The sequence below is a fragment of the Mucilaginibacter metallidurans genome (genome assembly GCF_003286435.2).
Classification (GTDB): Bacteria; Bacteroidota; Bacteroidia; order Sphingobacteriales; family Sphingobacteriaceae; genus Mucilaginibacter; species Mucilaginibacter gossypii.
In genome coordinates this window covers 5115352-5133161 of record NZ_CP043449.1, presented here as the reverse complement: position 1 = coordinate 5133161, position 17810 = coordinate 5115352, and the positions used below count along the sequence as shown (strand labels likewise).

Below are 17810 nucleotides of genomic sequence, written 5' to 3'. Positions count from 1 at the left end.
CATGAAAGGATTTATACTGTCATTCCGTTCGGAGTTTTACAAAAGCCGTAAAACGCTTGGTTTCTGGGCTTCGGTAATGCTTCCTTTATTTATAGGTGTTTTGTTGTTCGTAGGGTTTTATACCAAAAGTGAAAAGTTGGTGTCAATGCCGCCGATGATGCTTTGGCTACAGTTTGCTGGTGCTATTTTGGGTATCATGGGCTCATTGGTGCTGCCAATGTATATCATATTTATAGCATACTCCGTAAACAGTATCGAACACCGGGCCGATACCTGGAAAACCTTGTTTAATCTGCCAATCCCCCGCTGGTCGGTTTATGCGGCTAAATTTTTTTATGCGGTTTTCCTTGTATTTGTTTGTCTTGCATTGTTTGTGCTGTTTACCATTGGTTTCGGCAATTTGTTAAGCATAGTAAAACCGGAGTTACGGTTCGACGATTTCCACATGGAGAAAGAACTGGCACAGATCTATTTCAAACTGTTTTTATCATCATTAGGTATCCTCTCCATCCAGTTTTTACTGAGTTTATTTTGGGCTGATTTTTTGAAGCCGATGGGGATAGGGTTTGTATGTACTATAGTCGGAGTTGCGGCAGCTTCAAAAGGCTGGGAATATAGCTACCTGTTTCCATATGCACACCCCATGGCCGCCATCAGCAGCATGTTAAAAAACAATCATGGCGATCCATCCAACCGGTTACAAATAGATGTTTTTACTAAAGATGTATTTGTAAGTATGGCTATTGCTCTTGTGGTATTTATTGCTGGATATTTTATTGTGCAGCGTAAGAGCGTGAAGTAGTTTTTAGTGATTGGAGGCTGGAGGTTAGTTAATCCTCATTTTTCTTGAGTGCAAAATCTAATGTCCATTATCTAACCTATAATCTTTTGATTATCTACCTCACCGGCTTCGGAAACACCGGCAAACTTTCGTGCCCTTCAGCATCAACAGACTGTACCGCGAAGAAGTAATTATCCTTTGAGTAATTCAACGTAGCTATAGTATCGGTTACATAGAATTTCTTTTCCCAATAGGGGCTGATGGTTTCGCGCATCAGTACATAATAACCGGCGGGCTTTTTGCCGGTAGCGGGAGCTTCCCATTTTAGTTTAGTTTTATTGGTTAAGTCGCTGGTGATCACGCTTACATTCTGCGGACCGGCCGGGGCTGAAGCGAGATTAGCCAATACTGCAAGGTTCATGCGGGCTACTTTTTGCACATAATTAAAATCAACAAAGTCGGGCAGGTCGCCGTATTCAACACCGTTTTCCGTGCGTATGTTCTGGTGCTGACGGTTAAAATTTTCGTTCATTTCGGTAAACCTTACTGCAGTAAAACCCTGCTCTAAAAATGGCAGGTGATCGCCGCCGCGGAGGTAACGGTCGCGCCTGTAAATGAGTTTCACATCCAGTTGATCGACATAACGCTCCCCAATTTCTTTGGTGTACCGCGCCAGTTGTCTTGACGGACTATCATTTTCCCCTCCCAATGATTTCAAAGCTGCCACTTGTTTATCGGTAGCTGCCGTAGGTACACCATCACTAAAAACACGTACGCTGCGGTTATCTTTTAGGTCGGTTTCCATGCCGTAAGTATTGCCAACGATATCATTATTCAGCATGGCATCCACATTCCAGTTTTCGGCTTTGGCCCGTTTGGCTACGTTGGCAGATCCGTAAAGCCCCTGTTCTTCGCCAACCACAGTCATAAAAATAATAGTGGCAGGGAACGATCTTTTAGCCATCACCCTGGCCAGTTCCATCGAAAGTGCAGTGCCTGAAGCATCGTCATTGGCACCGGGTTCAACTCCGTTGGCGTCCATCACGTCATTGATGCGTGAATCATAATGTCCCGATACCAGGTACACCCGTGTATCATTCGGATCGGTACCTTTCAGTGTGGCCAGTACGTTTTTGAGTTTAATGGGTTTATCGATACGTGTACCTTTAGGCTGTGTGAACGTATCAAACTGCACGGTCATCCTCCCGTTTGACTCAGTCGCATATTTCTCCATTTCGGCCTTGATCCAGTTGCGCGCTGCACCGCTGCCCATGGTTTTACTGGTTGTATCGCTCAGCGTGTGCCTGCTTTTAAAGCTAACCAGTTTGCGGATGGTAGCCTCAATGTTTTTGGCCGATACCTCATCAACCATTTGCTTAATGACAGCGTCCTGTTTTATGATGGTTTGGGCAGTGGCAGGCAAGGTCAGGATGAGGAGGAGGAATAAGAAAATGTGTTTCATATGATGATGTTGTTTTTTCCCGTAGAGACGCATAATTGCGTCTCCGACCATACAGGTCAACCTTGATGATTTGGGTCAGATATGTAAATTTTCAAACCTATCTCTTTCAGTAAACCAGTTGTTGGGATTGTTATGAATGTATTGCTTTATGTTATTGTACTCACGATCATTTCTAATTACCCGATCATAATAACGAGGCTGCCAAGCAAAATCGATGCTGTTGTCATTCGCATATTTCTTAACGGATGATTTATAGCCACGCAATACAGAAGCCAGGCTATCTTTTTGAACACCGAATTTATTTGCTTCCCAATTGATTTTATCAGGCTTGTTAAAAACAATATCCCATGCAAATGGTCTGGCATTACCACAAATTCATCCAATTCGACAAATGGATTAATTTCTGGAATTTTTAACCAGTTGATATGAGCGAATTCACCCATAATTGAGGATTGCAGAAATAGAGCTTCATTATTTTCATTTGGGAGGATATCTCCAAAATATGGTACACGGTTAAGGGTACAGATGGTTACAAAATATAAAACATGAGCCCCATAATCCCATCCAGCTAAACGAGGTGATGAGGTGCGATATTTATTTTGATATTTTTCTTCCATTTATATTGTAAGGATTATAATGCAATTGTTCCTGTCCTGCGAGAGACGCAATTATGCGTCTCTACATCAGCATCTTTTATTCTCCTTCCTCCTCCGCAACTATCCCTAAAATCTCATCGGCTTGTTTAAAATTGCTTTTTACAAAATGGCACCAATCGCATTCTTTTTTGCCGCAACCTGTGCTGAAATTGTGGACCATGATTTGCTCATAAGTGTCCTTAATCTGCCCGGTTACTGTCTCTACGTCTTCCGGTGTTATCACAAATTTTTCGCGGTAATATTCACCATCGCTTATGGGTTCAACAAAATCAAAAATGGTGCTGATCACCTGCCAGTCGGTAGTGCGGTCATGGTCTATCAGTATTTTATAAAAAACGGCCTGCCTCCAGTAATCGCCCCCGTTTGGCGCGTCGTTTGTTGGTCGTAACAACTTATCTTTCGCATTTTTAGGCTTGCCTGTTTTGTAATCAACAACGGTAGCCTGCTTGCCGTCAAACTCTATTTTATCCAGGTTACCTTTAATAGGAACACCTGCTATTTCAATGTTTTTTATAGATCGTTCGGTAACAGCTATCTTGTTCCAATGCGGTACGTTTTGTTCATAATATGTCGGCAGGATCTTTTCGCCGTAGGCCGAGCGCAGTTTAAACTCGTCTTTAGTAAATGAATCGCGATTGCGGGCCATATACCATCTAAACTCGCGCATGAAATTTTCCGTACTTAAAAACTCGTTGTCATTATCCTTCAACTGCCTGTAGGTTTTGTTGAGCGCCCAGTGTACTGCCTGCCCAAAAGTAGCCGCCGGGCTTTTACCCGATGGCACCCTGATCAAACACTGAAAATAAAATCGCAGCGGGCAGTCCAGGTAACTGTTCAGGTGGGTTACTGATAGCGTGTAATTTTGCAGCAACTGGTTGATGTAGTTTTTATCCAGTAATTCAACTTTTGGTTTTTCGGCTTCGCTGAATTGGGTTGCCTGGAACTCGATCATATCCATGGCATCCACTTTAGGGTATTGTACCTGCATATTGGTGCTGGCTAATATCTCGCCTATAAATTGGCTTGCCTCCTGGTCTTTGTCCTTCCTGTCCTTAGCGGCGTATGAGATCGTAAGGTGCTGCTTGGCACGCGTTACCGCCACATAAAACAGGCGGCGCGCTTCCTCTTTCTGTGCAATTTCATCAGCGGCGGAACGGGTGAGTGTGTCGGGATAGCTGAAACCGCTGTTCCGGCCTTTACTGTCCCAGGTACGTTTGTCGCAGCCAATAAAAAACACATATTCAAACTCAAGGCCTTTTGAACCGTGTGCCGTGAGGAAGTTGACACCATTCTCCGAAAAGATACTTTGGTTAAGTTCCAGGCGGATCTGATGTTTTTTCATCATCTCGATGGTCGAGATCAAATCAGGCAGGTTGATGTCTGGCCTTTTGCGGCTTTCATCTTTCAGGAAATCGAAAAAACTGGTAAGCATTTGCATGTAGCTGCCCTTATCCTGTTGTTGCATAATATATTTCAGGATGCCCATTTTGGCTATCACACTTTGAAAAAGCTGTTGCAGCGTAACGCTAACCGACTCTTTGAGCAGGTAATCAATATTGCTTACGAGGTACCGCATCTCCTGTTGCTGGTCGGGGTGAAAAAGGTCTGCTTGTTTGGGTGGCCTCATCTCGCTTACGTAACGGCGGATAGAAGTTTTAGGCTGATTGTAAGCCAGGGTACCAAAGTTTTCTTTAAACACGGCAACGCTTGCCTTGGCAATTTCAATAGGGGGGATGTTAAAGAAATCATAGTGCATGATCTCAAATAGTAATTCATCCCCGCTATATGGCGAATCGAGCTCCATGGCAAGGTAACGCAAGATATTAATGATCTTTTCACCAAAGGGTTGGGTAAGCACGTCTATCTTGCGTTTGGTGTTTACCTGGATCTTTTGCACATCCAAAAATTTGATCATCTCCTCAACCTGGTTGTGGTTGCGGTAAATTACCGCTATCTCGCCCGGAGGTACACCGTCAGTAACCAGTTGTTTTATCTGCAGCGATACATCAACCAGTTCTTTATCAGGGTTCTCGTACTCCCGGATCACCGGCCCGACCAACAGGTTATTAAAACGGGAGTGCGACGATTTTAAAGCTTTATCTAAATTAAGCTGACTGGTCAATCGCTCAAAATTGTTATCGATAAGCGCTTTTGAAATATCGAGGATCTGCTGACTGGAGCGATAGTTATGTTTTAGCACTACCGTGTATAGTGTATCTACATAGTCATTGGCAAAATCAAGGATGTTTTTCATATTGGCCCCCTGAAATTTAAAGATCGACTGATCATCATCACCTACCACAAAAACGTTCGGGGTATCCCAATAATTAAGCAGGAAACGCAGTAACTCATTTTGCGATCCGCTGGTATCCTGGAACTCATCAACCAAAATATACTGATAACGCTCCTGGTATTTACGAAGTATTTCTTCATTATCGCGGAACGCGCGCAACACCCAAATGATCATGTCGTCATAATCATAGCGGCCGCGCGTTTTCATTTTTTCTGTATAGTTTTGGTACTCTCCAACAGCAGCCAGCAGTTTTTTCATCACATCATGCGCGGCGTCAATATCTTTTTGTTTCGGGTCACCAATCTTGATGCCCGCTTTGGCATTAGCCCGTTTATAAATAAATTCCTCGCGGTTAGGCAAGTCTTCAAGATAGTCATTTACCGCCTGCTCAATCATTTCGGCGTTCCAGTTTTCCCGCTTCATAGTGCTGAACAGGCTTTTGAGCCGGGGAACATCGTAATAGATATCGCCCGTAAAACGCTTCAGCAGGTGATCGTTCGGGAACTCATCAACCAGCTCACGGAATAACATTGCCGATTCCAGATCAGAAAGCGACTCCAAATTCAGTTTGCCGAAATATTCCAGGTTTTCCTGGATGATCTCATTACAAAACGCATGGAACGTATATATATTAATACGGTAAGCATCAGGGCCGATAAATTCAAAAAGGCGTTTGCGCATGGCTACTGCGCCGGCATCGGTATACGTTAAGCACAGGATTTCGCTGGGTAAAGCGTCTGTATCGGTCAGGATTTTTCCTATCCGCGCTGCCAGGATCTGGGTTTTGCCCGTACCGGGGCCGGCTACTACAAGCACAGGCCCGTCCATTTTGTTAACCGCGGCCAATTGCTCGGGGTTTAAACCGGCTAAGGCTTCCTGAAATTTAGCGTTATATTTATTGAATGTAGATTGCATAATATTTAGTAAAGATAAAAAAGGATGCTGCTGCATTTGCAAACAGGATAATAAATATGATATTTAGGCTATAATATTAACCATGGAAAAACCTTATCAGGGGCGGGCGATAGTTGAGGATAATTTCGAGTATCTCAAAATTACTATTCCTGTAAAACGAAATTATATCTCCATTATATGGATTTGTTGCTGGGTAACTTTTTGGGGATATTTTGGAGCATCTGCATTTGGTGAACTTTTCAATTCCCCTAACGAATTTGGCCGCGTATTCATGTTGCTATGGATAAGCGGTTGGGCCCTTGGCGGAGTTATGGCAGTAAAAACGATAATTTGGTTGTTTTGGGGCAAGGAGATCATCGAAATTGGAATGGGCACCTTCAGCATCAATCGTAAAAATGATCTTTTTACCCGCGAAAAAATTTACGATCTCAATGAATGCAGGGAGTTTGGGATCAGGGAAATAGAATCAGAATCTGACAGGCAATTCTGGTTCGTATTTTATTACCGGAATAAAGAAAAGGGAACTATAGCATTTGATTACGGCATGCGAAACTTCTGCTTTGGAGAAGATCTTTATGAGCCAGAGGCACAATACCTGTTGAATGTTATGAAAAGTAAAAAAGTATTAACCGAAAGCCAGTTTAAATAACAGTTATGAGCTGTTAGATTATTTATAACTGCGGCGCACCTAACCTCTAATCGCCAGTCTCTAATCTCTTTCCTACAATCCCATCCCCGTAGTAAAAAATGCATTTACACTTACAGGCAGCTTACCAGTAGGCTTTAACCGACCGCTAAGCACTTTCGCTGCCGACTGTTGCAAGTCGGGCGACATCTGGTAGCAAACCAATAAACTGCCAGCTTTTTCAAGCCCCGGCAAACCCGCTATAGTATAAGCATTGGCAAACACACTGAATGCCGTGTTTTTGCGTGATGCCAGGTCGGCAATCATCAGTTTTACATCGCTGCTGTAGTCAAGCTTGCTCTGCGGGCGGAGGCGGGTATCATGTATGCCTACAATAATCTGCTGGTACTGTTTAAGCCAGTTCAGGATATTGGTAACTTCAATCGCCGGTGCATCTTTATTAATTATAAAAATGCGACTGTTCGGGAAACTTTTTACAACCTCCATCTGGAAAAGCGTTGGCGAGCTTACGCCTATACTCACGATGGCTGTTTTTAAAAATGGCTTGAGCTTTACCTTATTGTTCTTCAATTGGGTTACCGCGGCATCGCTTAGTTGTTGTACCAGTGCTTTGGCTGCATCGCTGTTAATGTCCTGGCTTAAATTGGTTAAAGCAGTTGGCTTGTATTGATTAAGCCCTGCCCAATATTTTGCTGTTAAGATCTTTTTGATTCTCGCCTCAAATTCGGCGGCACTAACACTGCCATGTCTTACGGCTTTACGGATCAGGCCTATGGCCCGGTCGGAGTTTTCAGACAGCTCGATGATGTCATTGCCTGCAATAAAGGCCTTTACATCGGCTTCACCGTTGGGGAAATATTTGGTTACCCCTTTCATTTCCATCGCATCGGATATCACCAGGCCTTTAAAGTTTAACGAATCTTTCAGGATTCCGGTAATAATAGGGCGCGAAAGGGTTGAGGGTAGTTTTGGCGTATTATCTAAGGAAGGGATCCCCATATGAGCGATCATTACCCCGCTGATACCCGCATTGATGGCTTCGCGGAAGGGATACATCTCCAATGAATCTAATCGACTGCGGCTATAAGGGAGCAGCGGCAAATCAAAATGCGAATCGACATTGGTATCGCCATGTCCCGGAAAATGCTTGGCCGAAGTAAGCAAGCCTGCATCCTGCATGCCTTTAAAATAAGCAATGCCTTTTTTGGCCACGTTATACATGTTATCGCCAAAAGAGCGGTAATTGATAACCGGGTTATTAGGATTGTTGTTCACATCCATATCTGGCCCCAGGTTCATTTGCATGCCCAGGCGTTTAAAATCATAAGCTACCTGTTGGCCCATTTTGTAAATCAGGTTATCATCCTGTATGGCACCGAGGGTCATTTGGTATGGGTATGATATCGTAGAATCCAGGCGCATACCCAGGCCCCATTCGCCGTCCATAGTTATAATTAAAGGTACTTTGGCCAGTTTCTGGTATTTATTGATTAGGTTGGCCTGGCGCACCGGTCCGCCCTGAAAAAACACAACGCCCCCCAATTGCTGCTCTTTAATCACCTGCCCAACCGAATCTTCATAGGCTTTCCCTTTATTGGTATGCGCCCGTACAAATAATAATTGTGCAACCCGCTGCTTACGGCTCATTTTATGATACACCGAATCGACCCAGCGGTTTTGTTTGCCTAACAACTGGATATAACTTTCTTTTTGTGCAAAAACATCGGCGGTGAAAAATGTGAAGATGATAATCAGCGGGTAGAAAATGCGGGTTTTAGAAGCTTGCATAGGCCAAATGTAGCGTTATTCTGAATTTTTGATGAAAATGATGTTATAACTATTATAAAAATCAAACCGCTAATAAACCTTTGTGTTTTTTATTAATCTATCACGTTATTAACATACATACGAGGAAAAGCCGGTGGTAACCGGTAACTAACGGGCTAACGACTTTTCCGCCACTTATTTAAAACAGACAAATACGATGAAAAAATTACTTTTCTTGGCAATGTGCCTCTTTACCGTAGGGACAGTTAGTGCGCAGGGGTATTACTATGGACCGCGTCATCGCCGCCCGCCCGCCGGGTTGTTGAAAGGTCTCAGCCCCAACGCCGTTATGATGATTTTTACACCCCCAAAGTTGGTTTGGCGGTTGGTTTAAACGTTTCAAACACGGTTGATGCTTATAACAGCAATTATAGTTCGAGTTCACTTGCGGGCTGGCACGCAGGTTTAACCTTTGATGTGCCTATTATCTACCCGCTGTCATTTGCTCCCGAAGTATTGTTTTCGCAAAAAGGATATGAGGTGAATGACCGGGACGGGAAATTTACACAGCGCACCAATTATATTGATGTGCCTTTGCTGGCTAAATTTAGGGTGGTACGGGGCTTTAACCTGCTGGTTGGTCCACAGCTTACCTTTTTAACTTCAACCAAAAACACTTACGAAAGCGGTTTGGGCACCAGTGTCGATCATATTGATAACGATGCCAGTCATAGCTACGTAGCCGGCGTAGTTGGTGTAAGCTTTGATATTAACCGCAATGTGGAGATCCGCGGCCGTTATAATATCGACCTTGGCGAAAATCGTCCTTATGCTGATCAAAACCTGCCCGATTACCGTAACCAGGTTTGGCAAATTGGTTTAGGGTTTAAATTTCAATAATAACTAATGGAGTACGGTAATTGATCACAGCTACTTTAATGTAGCATTTACTTTTATGCAAATACGCTAAGCCGCAAAGGGGGAAGAGATTCCAAAACTTTGCGGCTTAGCTTTTTTTGTGAGTTTAAGTTCGATCTTTATTTATTTAGGCGTTGCCTTCGGCCGGGCTTTTCGCTCATACTGCGCAGGGCCTTAGCCACATTGGCTGGTATCCGCTTCAATCCCTAACGTAAAGGCATAATATTACCATTCCCTCGGAGGATGCGTCGAGAGGATCCTTATTTCTTTAGGATAATAATTATTGATCCGATTTGGCAATAATTTGGCCCAGCCAAGCGGATGCCCTTCATAGGTCATGAGCGTCCAGCCTTTATCTGTTGTGGATAGTTCTATGTTGTCCCGGCGCAGGTATTGGATAGCCTGATCTTTATTAAGGGGCGTTTCCAAAACTGCATCTTTATTAATTATAAGGCTTAGCGCCAGTTCATGGTCGGGGATCAGATCTTTACCGGCAAGCTTACCTATAATTACGCCTGATTTTTTTATATAGAGCTGTCGCTGTAGTATATTGAGGCTTTCTTTATGGGCGCGGTTAATAGCCATCCAGTCGTCATTTACCTTAAAATAATAAAGGTCGTCGGGGTTATTAATATATGAGCGCACCTGGTCGAGCTCCTTGCCCGGCAATTTTTGCTGGGTGTTGTTTTTAAAGGAGGCCAGATCGCCGCTGTTTTCTTTTTTTTGCAGGCAGGCGGCAAATAAGCCTTCGCCTTTTATCTTACCCGGGTAAAAACGGTAGCCCCAGGCTTTTTTCTCCGGCGACTGGGTTTCAACAATGCCCCATTCATTATTAATAGGTATGCGGATGCTTTCCAGCTCAAACTCGGTGCAAAGCCAGTCCAGGATATCTTCATTTTCCTGGTGTGAGTAGGAGCAAGTACTATATATAAGGTACCCATCTTCTTTTAAGGCTGGGTAAATATCAGCCAGTATGCGTTCCTGTCGCTGGTGGCAAAGGTTCACGTTCCCTTCCGACCATTCGCTCATCGCGTCCGGATCTTTTCGGAACATGCCCGAGCCCGAGCAGGGGGCATCAGCGAGTATAATATCAAAAAAACTTTTCAGCCTCCCGAAATCTTTAGGGTCATTATTGGTGACAATGGTATTGGCCGTACCCCACCGGTTCAAATTATCTGTTAATATAGGTACACGTGTTTTAATGATCTCGTTTGCCACTAATAAATCGGCAGGTTGCAGGGCCGAATTAAGCAGGGTGCTTTTACCTCCGGGTGCCGCGCAAAGGTCAAGTACTTTTACCGCATCATCATTATTTTGGTTGATTGTTTTAAAAACATGATCAATAAACATTGATGATGCTTCCTGCACATAGTAACAGCCGGCATGAAAGAGCGGGTCAAAAGTGAACGACGGGCGGCTTTCAAGGTAATATCCGTTGGCGCACCAGGGTACATTTTGTGTGCTTTTTAAGGCAGATGGTTTAAAAGGATTAACCCTTATAGAGGTTGGAGCCTCCTCAAACCGGTGCGCTTTTACAAAATTTTCTTCATCGAAACCGTTTTCCGCGCTCAATGATGCGATGAAATGCGGAGGGAAATTATGCTCATTCATATACATTTCAAATATACACATTAGCTAAATGCCTGCCTTTACTTAATTATGAGGGTGCTTGGAGATGTATTTTGCCTTAACTTACAGGCAGTTGTAAAATAGGTTTAATTATTTGAAAATATATCTTGGTTGGTAGCTGGTTTTCTGTGTACATTTGTGACCGCTTTAGAAAAAGAGGCGTTGTTTTTTGAAATTAAGGGCGAAAAAAAAGATTGAAAAAAAGTGAACTTTTCACTTGCTAAATCAAAATGAAATTCGCACCTTTGCAGCCGCTTCAAACAGGAGCGGTAGTTCATACAAAGGGTAGAAGAATCGGTGTTGAAGAGGGAAAGAGAGGAGAGATATAACACTGCAAAACTTTAGAAAATAAAAAATAAAAAAGTTTTGGAAATAAGAAAAGGTTTTCTACCTTTGCAGACCCAAACGGAAGGGAGCTTGAGAGAGCGAAAGAAGTTGAGGCTGAGCGAGTTCAGTCAATAAAAGAAGGAAGAAAGTTAACAATAGTTAATGAGTAGTTCAAAAGAGCCGAAAGCGATTTTCGGGGAAACAAACTGACAAGTTAAGCAATGCGAATTGCGACGACATAATAGCTGATTCGGATGATGAAGCGAAAAAGTTCTTTTAAGAAATGGAAATCATGTAGCGTAACGGGAGGCAAGGTCTAACCAAGGTTAAACTGAGCTGAAGAGTTACAAAAAAGAAGAGAGACTGTATAAAGATATATAATACAGATTCTATTAATTAATAATAGGGTCAGTGGTTAAACAAAACATTTTACAATGGAGAGTTTGATCCTGGCTCAGGATGAACGCTAGCGGCAGGCCTAATACATGCAAGTCGGACGGGATTTGGGAGCTTGCTCCTAATGAGAGTGGCGCACGGGTGCGTAACACGTATGTAACCTACCTTAGTCAGGGGGATAGCCTCTCGAAAGAGAGATTAAGACCGCATAACATATTGAAGTGGCATCGCTTTAATATCAAATATTTATAGGACTAAGATGGGCATGCGCAACATTAGCTAGTTGGTGTGGTAACGGCATACCAAGGCGACGATGTTTAGGGATCTGAGAGGATGACCCCCCACACTGGTACTGAGACACGGACCAGACTCCTACGGGAGGCAGCAGTAAGGAATATTGGTCAATGGACGGAAGTCTGAACCAGCCATGCCGCGTGCAGGAAGACGGCCCTACGGGTTGTAAACTGCTTTTGCAGGGGAATAAACCCCGGTTCGTGAACCGGGTTGAATGTACCTTGAGAATAAGGATCGGCTAACTCCGTGCCAGCAGCCGCGGTAATACGGAGGATCCAAGCGTTATCCGGATTTATTGGGTTTAAAGGGTGCGTAGGCGGCTTTTTAAGTCAGGGGTGAAAGACGGTAGCTCAACTATCGCAGTGCCCTTGATACTGAAGAGCTTGAATGTACTTGAGGTAGGCGGAATGTGACAAGTAGCGGTGAAATGCATAGATATGTCACAGAACACCAATTGCGAAGGCAGCTTACTAAAGTATGATTGACGCTGAGGCACGAAAGCGTGGGGATCAAACAGGATTAGATACCCTGGTAGTCCACGCCCTAAACGATGAACACTCGATGTTGGCGATATACGGTCAGCGTCTAAGCGAAAGCGTTAAGTGTTCCACCTGGGGAGTACGCCCGCAAGGGTGAAACTCAAAGGAATTGACGGGGGCCCGCACAAGCGGAGGAGCATGTGGTTTAATTCGATGATACGCGAGGAACCTTACCCGGGCTTGAAAGTTAGTGAATGTGACAGAGACGTCACAGTTCTTCGGAACACGAAACTAGGTGCTGCATGGCTGTCGTCAGCTCGTGCCGTGAGGTGTTGGGTTAAGTCCCGCAACGAGCGCAACCCCTATGTTTAGTTGCCAGCATTTAAGGTGGGGACTCTAAACAGACTGCCTATGCAAATAGAGAGGAAGGAGGGGACGACGTCAAGTCATCATGGCCCTTACGTCCGGGGCTACACACGTGCTACAATGGATGGTACAGAGGGCAGCTACCTGGCAACAGGATGCCAATCTCTTAAAGCCATTCACAGTTCGGATCGGGGTCTGCAACTCGACCCCGTGAAGTTGGATTCGCTAGTAATCGCGTATCAGCAATGACGCGGTGAATACGTTCCCGGGCCTTGTACACACCGCCCGTCAAGCCATGGAAGCTGGAAGTGCCTGAAGTGCGTAACCGCAAGGAGCGTCCTAGGGTAAAGTCGGTAACTGGGGCTAAGTCGTAACAAGGTAGCCGTACCGGAAGGTGTGGCTGGAATACCTCCTTTCTGGAGCAGGATCTCTGATAGACTCGGAACTGTTACCTACATGATATTTCTTAAAACACAAACAAAAAGACAAAAGGAAACCCAGAAGATGAAGCCATCTGTGGAATGTGCAAACGCAAGTAAGCACAGGACAAGTGGCAGTAAGCAGTGGCAGCAGCAGTAGGCAGAAAAGTCCTGCAAACTGCAACTGATAACTGCAACTAAAAACAAATAGTCCTGTAGCTCAGCTTGGTTAGAGCACTACACTGATAATGTAGGGGTCAGCAGTTCAAATCTGCTCGGGACTACTATTAAGGCGAAAAGAGGTTAGAGATAAGAGGTTAGGGAACTAATCACTGATCATCGATCTCTGATCATTCATCAACGGGGGATTAGCTCAGCTGGCTAGAGCACCTGCCTTGCACGCAGGGGGTCAACGGTTCGAATCCGTTATTCTCCACACTTTGTAAGTAACAGTAATAAGTAGTAGAAGCAGGAAACTGCCACTGCAACTAAAGACTGCCGCTAACAACTAACGTTCTTTGACATATTGGAAGAAGTAATTGAAAACAAGAGAAAACAACAGATAGAGACGTTGTACTTGATCAAGAGCTTCAAAGGTAAATAAGTAGCAATACTAATGAACCAATGAACTAATGAACAAATACGACTGATCTAACATAAAGACATACCTTGCGGCGCAAAAGGCGCAAGAGTAGAAGAAAGTAAGAAAGGGTACACGGGGGATGCCTTGGCTCTCAGAGGCGAAGAAGGACGTGATAAGCTGCGATAAGCTGCGGGGATTAGCAAATATGAATTAATCCGCAGATTTCCGAATGGGGAAACCTAGTTATTTGAAGAATAACTGCATAAATGCGCTAACCTGCCGAACTGAAACATCTAAGTAAGCAGAGGAAGAGAAAACAATAGTGATTTCCAGAGTAGTGGCGAGCGAAATGGAAGAAGCCCAAACCTGTTATGTTACGGCATAGCAGGGGTTGTAGGACCACAACATGAATATTAAAGAGAACCGGAACGGGGTGGGAAACCCGGCCATAGAGCATGAGAGCTGCGTACGGGTAATTGATAGTAGGATAGTGGTATCCTGAGTACCGCGAGGTCGGAGACGCCTTGTGGGAATTTGCCGGCACCATCCGGTAAGGCTAAATACTCCTGAGAGACCGATAGTGAACCAGTACCGTGAGGGAAAGGTGAAAAGAACCCCGAACAGGGGAGTGAAATAGAACCTGAAACCGTGTACTTACAAGCGGTCGGAGCCTGGAAACGGGTGACGGCGTGCCTTTTGCATAATGAGCCTACGAGTTACTCTTCCCTGGCAAGGTTAAGTGTTTAAGACACGGATCCGAAGCGAAAGCGAGTCTGAAAAGGGCGTATAGTCAGGGGAGGTAGACGCGAAACCTTGTGATCTACCCATGGGCAGGTTGAAGGTGCCGTAACAGGTACTGGAGGACCGAACCGATAAACGTTGAAAAGTTTCCGGATGACTTGTGGGTAGGGGTGAAAGGCTAATCAAACTGGGAAATAGCTCGTACTCCCCGAAATGTTTTTAGGAACAGCCTGGCGGTTGAGTTATAAAGAGGTAGAGCTACTAATTGGGTGCGGGGGAGTCAAATCCTACCAAATCCAGATAAACTCCGAATGCTTTATAATATACGCTGGAGTGAGGCTATGGGTGCTAAGGTCCATGGCCGAGAGGGAAAGAACCCAGACCATCAGCTAAGGTCCCTAAATTATTGCTAAGTTGAACTAACGAGGTCCGATTGCACAGACAGCTAGGATGTTGGCTTGGAAGCAGCCATTCATTTAAAGAGTGCGTAACAGCTCACTAGTCGAGCGATCGGGCATGGATAATAAACGGGCATCAAGCAGTATACCGAAGCTATGGATTCACAGTAATGTGACTGGTAGGGGAGCATTCTATTTGTCGGAGAAGCAGGAAGGTAACTGACTGTGGAGGGAATAGAAAAGCAAATGTAGGCATAAGTAACGATAAGGCGGGAGAGAAACCCGCCCACCGAAAGACTAAGGTTTCCTGATCAACGCTAATCGGATCAGGGTTAGTCGGGGCCTAAGGTGAAGCCGACAGGCGTAGCCGATGGACAACTGGTTAATATTCCAGTACTTTTTATTACTGCGATGCGGTGACGGAGTAGTGACACTGACGCGAACTGACGGAATAGTTCGTTAAAGGCTGTAGGTAAATAAACTGTAGTTAAGTACGCAGATTATGCTGAAAGCTGATAGTACACAGAACCTTCGGGGATGTGATAGTTCAGGTAATCAGACTTCCAAGAAAACCCGCTAAGCTTCAGGTAATAAAAACCCGTACCGTAAACCGACACAGGTAGTCGAGGAGAGAATCCTAAGGTGCTCGAGTGAATCATGGCTAAGGAACTCGGCAAAATGGCCCTGTAACTTCGGGAGAAGGGGCGCTGGCAGCAATGTCAGCCGCAGTGAAAAGGCCCAGGCGACTGTTTAACAAAAACACATGGCTATGCAAAATCGCAAGATGACGTATATGGCCTGACACCTGCCCGGTGCTGGAAGGTTAAGAGGGATGTTAGTCGCAAGGCGAAGCATTGAATCGAAGCCCCAGTAAACGGCGGCCGTAACTATAACGGTCCTAAGGTAGCGAAATTCCTTGTCGGGTAAGTTCCGACCTGCACGAATGGTGTAACGATCTGGGCGCTGTCTCAGCCATGAGCTCGGTGAAATTGTGGTATCGGTGAAGACGCCGGTTACCCGCAACGGGACGGAAAGACCCCATGCACCTTCACTATAGCTTAACATTGATATCGGATACAGGATGTGTAGGATAGGTGGGAGACTGTGATCCGGCTTCGCCAGGAGTCGGTTAGTCAACGTTGAAATACCACCCTTTCTGTATTTGGTGTCTAACTCTTCAAAGAGGAGAACATTGTTTGGCGGGTAGTTTGACTGGGGTGGTCGCCTCCAAAAAGGTAACGGAGGCTTTCAAAGGTAAGCTCAGTACGCTTGGTAACCGTACGTGGAGTGCAATAGCAAAAGCTTGCTTGACAGTGAGACAGACAAGTCGAGCTGGGTCGAAAGACGGATATAGTGATCCGGTGGTTCTGCATGGAAGGGCCATCGCTCAAAGGATAAAAGGTACGCTGGGATAACAGGCTGATCTCCCCCAAGAGCTCATATCGACGGGGAGGTTTGGCACCTCGATGTCGGCTCGTCACATCCTGGGGCTGGAGAAGGTCCCAAGGGTTGAGCTGTTCGCTCATTAAAGTGGCACGCGAGCTGGGTTCAGAACGTCGCGAGACAGTTCGGTCCCTATCTGTTGTGGGCGTAGGAAGTTTGAGTGGGGCTGACCTTAGTACGAGAGGACCGGGTTGGACTAACCTCTGGTGAATCTGTTATGCCGCCAGGTGTACTGCAGAGTAGCTACGTTGGGAATAGATAAGCGCTGAAAGCATCTAAGTGCGAAACTAGCCACAAGATGAGACTTCCATTGAGGGTCGTAGGAGACTACTACGTTGATAGGTTACAGGTATAAAGGTGGTGACATCATAGCCGAGTAATACTAATTGCCCGAAGCTTTCTTCAAAGCAGAGATTAGAGGTTAGAGATTAAGAGATTAGTCGCTGCCTCTAATCCGAGACAAACAGATAAACAACAAAAGCTGTTGTTTTCTCTTACATTCAATCACTTCTTTCAATAATTGTCTTAGATATGAGACGATAGATATGAGACGTGAGATAAAAAATCTCAATACTCAAATCTAACCCTCAGATCTAAATAAAAAATAAATGGTTTGGAAAGAAGATATGTCTCAAATCTCATATCTAACATCTCAAATCTAAAGAAATTCAGGTGCCTATATCGGCGGTGTCTACCTCTTCCCATTCCGAACAGAGAAGTCAAGCCCGCCAGAGCCGATGGTACTGCGGTAAAACGTGGGAGAGTAGGTCGGTGCCAATCTTTATCACTTTCAATAGTGTAATAATCGCAAAGCCTTAGCTAATAACTAAGGCTTTTTGCGTTGGTACCTATTTGAATATCGTACAGATTACTCTCGCAAAGGCGCTAAGACGCAGAGCTATTCATTTAGGTGGGTACACACTTGACGGAAAGCAGGGCACTCACCGTTTTTCTGCTCTTAGCGTGACATACGCTTGTGCTGATCGGGAACAAAAGTTTATGGGCTTTTTTTATAAGTTCTGTTGGGGGAATGCCACTCTCGGGTTACAACTTTCCCACCCCAAACTCGCCATCACGTCATTGGGAGGCACGAAGCAACCGCCAACTTTACAGGGCCAATCTGCACAGCTGCTCTGCTCATTGGGGATTATTGATAACGATAATTTGTTGTTTATAGGTATTAATGAGCTCCCTTCGGTCGGTGCCGTCGTGCCTCGCAATGAAGTAACAGAGAGGTTTTTAGGCCGACATACGCTTGTGCTGATCGGGAAAGCAGAAGTCAACCTCTCCCCATCCC

8 protein-coding genes, 2 tRNA genes and 3 rRNA genes are annotated in these 17810 nt (G+C 44.9%); 8 read left to right on the top strand and 5 right to left on the bottom strand.

The window, feature by feature from the left end; translation table 11 throughout:
- The first annotated feature begins 1 nt into the window (after position 1).
- Positions 2–802 (top strand): ABC transporter permease, encoded by an 801-nt coding sequence (locus tag DIU38_RS21650; protein ID WP_112658345.1) that lies wholly within the window; start codon positions 2–4, stop codon positions 800–802.
- A 94-nt stretch (positions 803–896) separates the two neighbouring features.
- Here the strand turns inward: DIU38_RS21650 and DIU38_RS21645 are convergent, their stop codons facing one another.
- The 3 genes from DIU38_RS21645 to DIU38_RS21635 form a co-directional block, all read right to left on the bottom strand.
- A complete protein-coding gene (locus DIU38_RS21645) occupies positions 897–2243 on the bottom strand; it encodes a M28 family peptidase (protein WP_112658347.1) in 1347 nt (448 codons plus the stop codon).
- Between the two features lie 176 nt (positions 2244–2419).
- The gene (locus DIU38_RS21640) at positions 2420–2860 is read right to left on the bottom strand and encodes a hypothetical protein (protein ID WP_112658349.1); all 441 of its coding nucleotides are present in this window, start codon (positions 2858–2860) and stop codon (positions 2420–2422) included.
- 76 nt (positions 2861–2936) lie between these two features.
- Positions 2937–6107 carry an ATP-dependent helicase gene (locus tag DIU38_RS21635; RefSeq protein WP_112658362.1) on the bottom strand — a complete coding sequence of 1057 codons (3171 nt, stop codon included), beginning with the start codon at positions 6105–6107 and terminating at the stop codon, positions 2937–2939.
- Between the two features lie 82 nt (positions 6108–6189).
- Between DIU38_RS21635 and DIU38_RS21630 the strand changes: the two genes are divergently transcribed.
- The gene (locus DIU38_RS21630; RefSeq protein ID WP_112658351.1) at positions 6190–6756 is read left to right on the top strand and encodes a hypothetical protein; all 567 of its coding nucleotides are present in this window, start codon (positions 6190–6192) and stop codon (positions 6754–6756) included.
- Between the two features lie 72 nt (positions 6757–6828).
- On the opposite strand, the gene DIU38_RS21625 is transcribed toward DIU38_RS21630, so the two are convergent.
- Positions 6829–8541 carry a glycoside hydrolase family 3 protein gene (locus tag DIU38_RS21625; RefSeq protein WP_112658353.1) on the bottom strand — a complete coding sequence of 571 codons (1713 nt, stop codon included), beginning with the start codon at positions 8539–8541 and terminating at the stop codon, positions 6829–6831.
- Positions 8542–8898: 357 nt separating this feature from the next.
- On the opposite strand from DIU38_RS21625, the gene DIU38_RS21620 reads away from it, so the two are divergent.
- Entirely contained in the window at positions 8899–9420 is a 522-nt protein-coding gene (locus tag DIU38_RS21620) for a porin family protein (protein WP_149354143.1), read from the top strand.
- 243 nt (positions 9421–9663) lie between these two features.
- Here the strand turns inward: DIU38_RS21620 and DIU38_RS21615 are convergent, their stop codons facing one another.
- Positions 9664–11049, bottom strand: coding sequence for a methyltransferase RsmF C-terminal domain-like protein (locus DIU38_RS21615; protein ID WP_112658364.1), 1386 nt, complete (start codon positions 11047–11049; stop codon positions 9664–9666).
- Positions 11050–11825: 776 nt separating this feature from the next.
- Here DIU38_RS21615 and DIU38_RS21610 point away from each other — a divergent pair.
- The 5 genes from DIU38_RS21610 (at position 11826) to rrf (ending at position 17293) form a co-directional block, all read left to right on the top strand.
- A 16S ribosomal RNA gene (locus DIU38_RS21610) occupies positions 11826–13345 on the top strand.
- Positions 13346–13557: 212 nt separating this feature from the next.
- Positions 13558–13632 (top strand) — tRNA-Ile (locus DIU38_RS21605).
- Positions 13633–13710: 78 nt separating this feature from the next.
- A tRNA-Ala gene (locus tag DIU38_RS21600) sits at positions 13711–13784 on the top strand.
- A gap of 258 nt (positions 13785–14042) precedes the next feature.
- Positions 14043–16919 (top strand): 23S ribosomal RNA (locus tag DIU38_RS21595).
- Positions 16920–17181: 262 nt separating this feature from the next.
- Positions 17182–17293: ribosomal RNA gene (rrf, locus tag DIU38_RS21590) — 5S ribosomal RNA — on the top strand.
- The 16S, 23S and 5S rRNA genes sit together here with 2 tRNA genes alongside, the layout of an rRNA operon.
- Positions 17294–17810 lie beyond the last annotated feature (517 nt).

Coding starts and splice junctions, on each gene's coding strand:
- DIU38_RS21615 (WP_112658364.1), bottom strand. CDS start 11,049: ATGAATGAGCATAATTTCCCTCCGCATTTCATCGCATCATTGAGCGCG.
- DIU38_RS21650 (WP_112658345.1), top strand. CDS start 2: ATGAAAGGATTTATACTGTCATTCCGTTCGGAGTTTTACAAAAGCCGT.
- DIU38_RS21630 (WP_112658351.1), top strand. CDS start 6,190: ATGGAAAAACCTTATCAGGGGCGGGCGATAGTTGAGGATAATTTCGAG.
- DIU38_RS21645 (WP_112658347.1), bottom strand. CDS start 2,243: ATGAAACACATTTTCTTATTCCTCCTCCTCATCCTGACCTTGCCTGCC.
- DIU38_RS21635 (WP_112658362.1), bottom strand. CDS start 6,107: ATGCAATCTACATTCAATAAATATAACGCTAAATTTCAGGAAGCCTTA.
- DIU38_RS21640 (WP_112658349.1), bottom strand. CDS start 2,860: ATGGAAGAAAAATATCAAAATAAATATCGCACCTCATCACCTCGTTTA.
- DIU38_RS21625 (WP_112658353.1), bottom strand. CDS start 8,541: ATGCAAGCTTCTAAAACCCGCATTTTCTACCCGCTGATTATCATCTTC.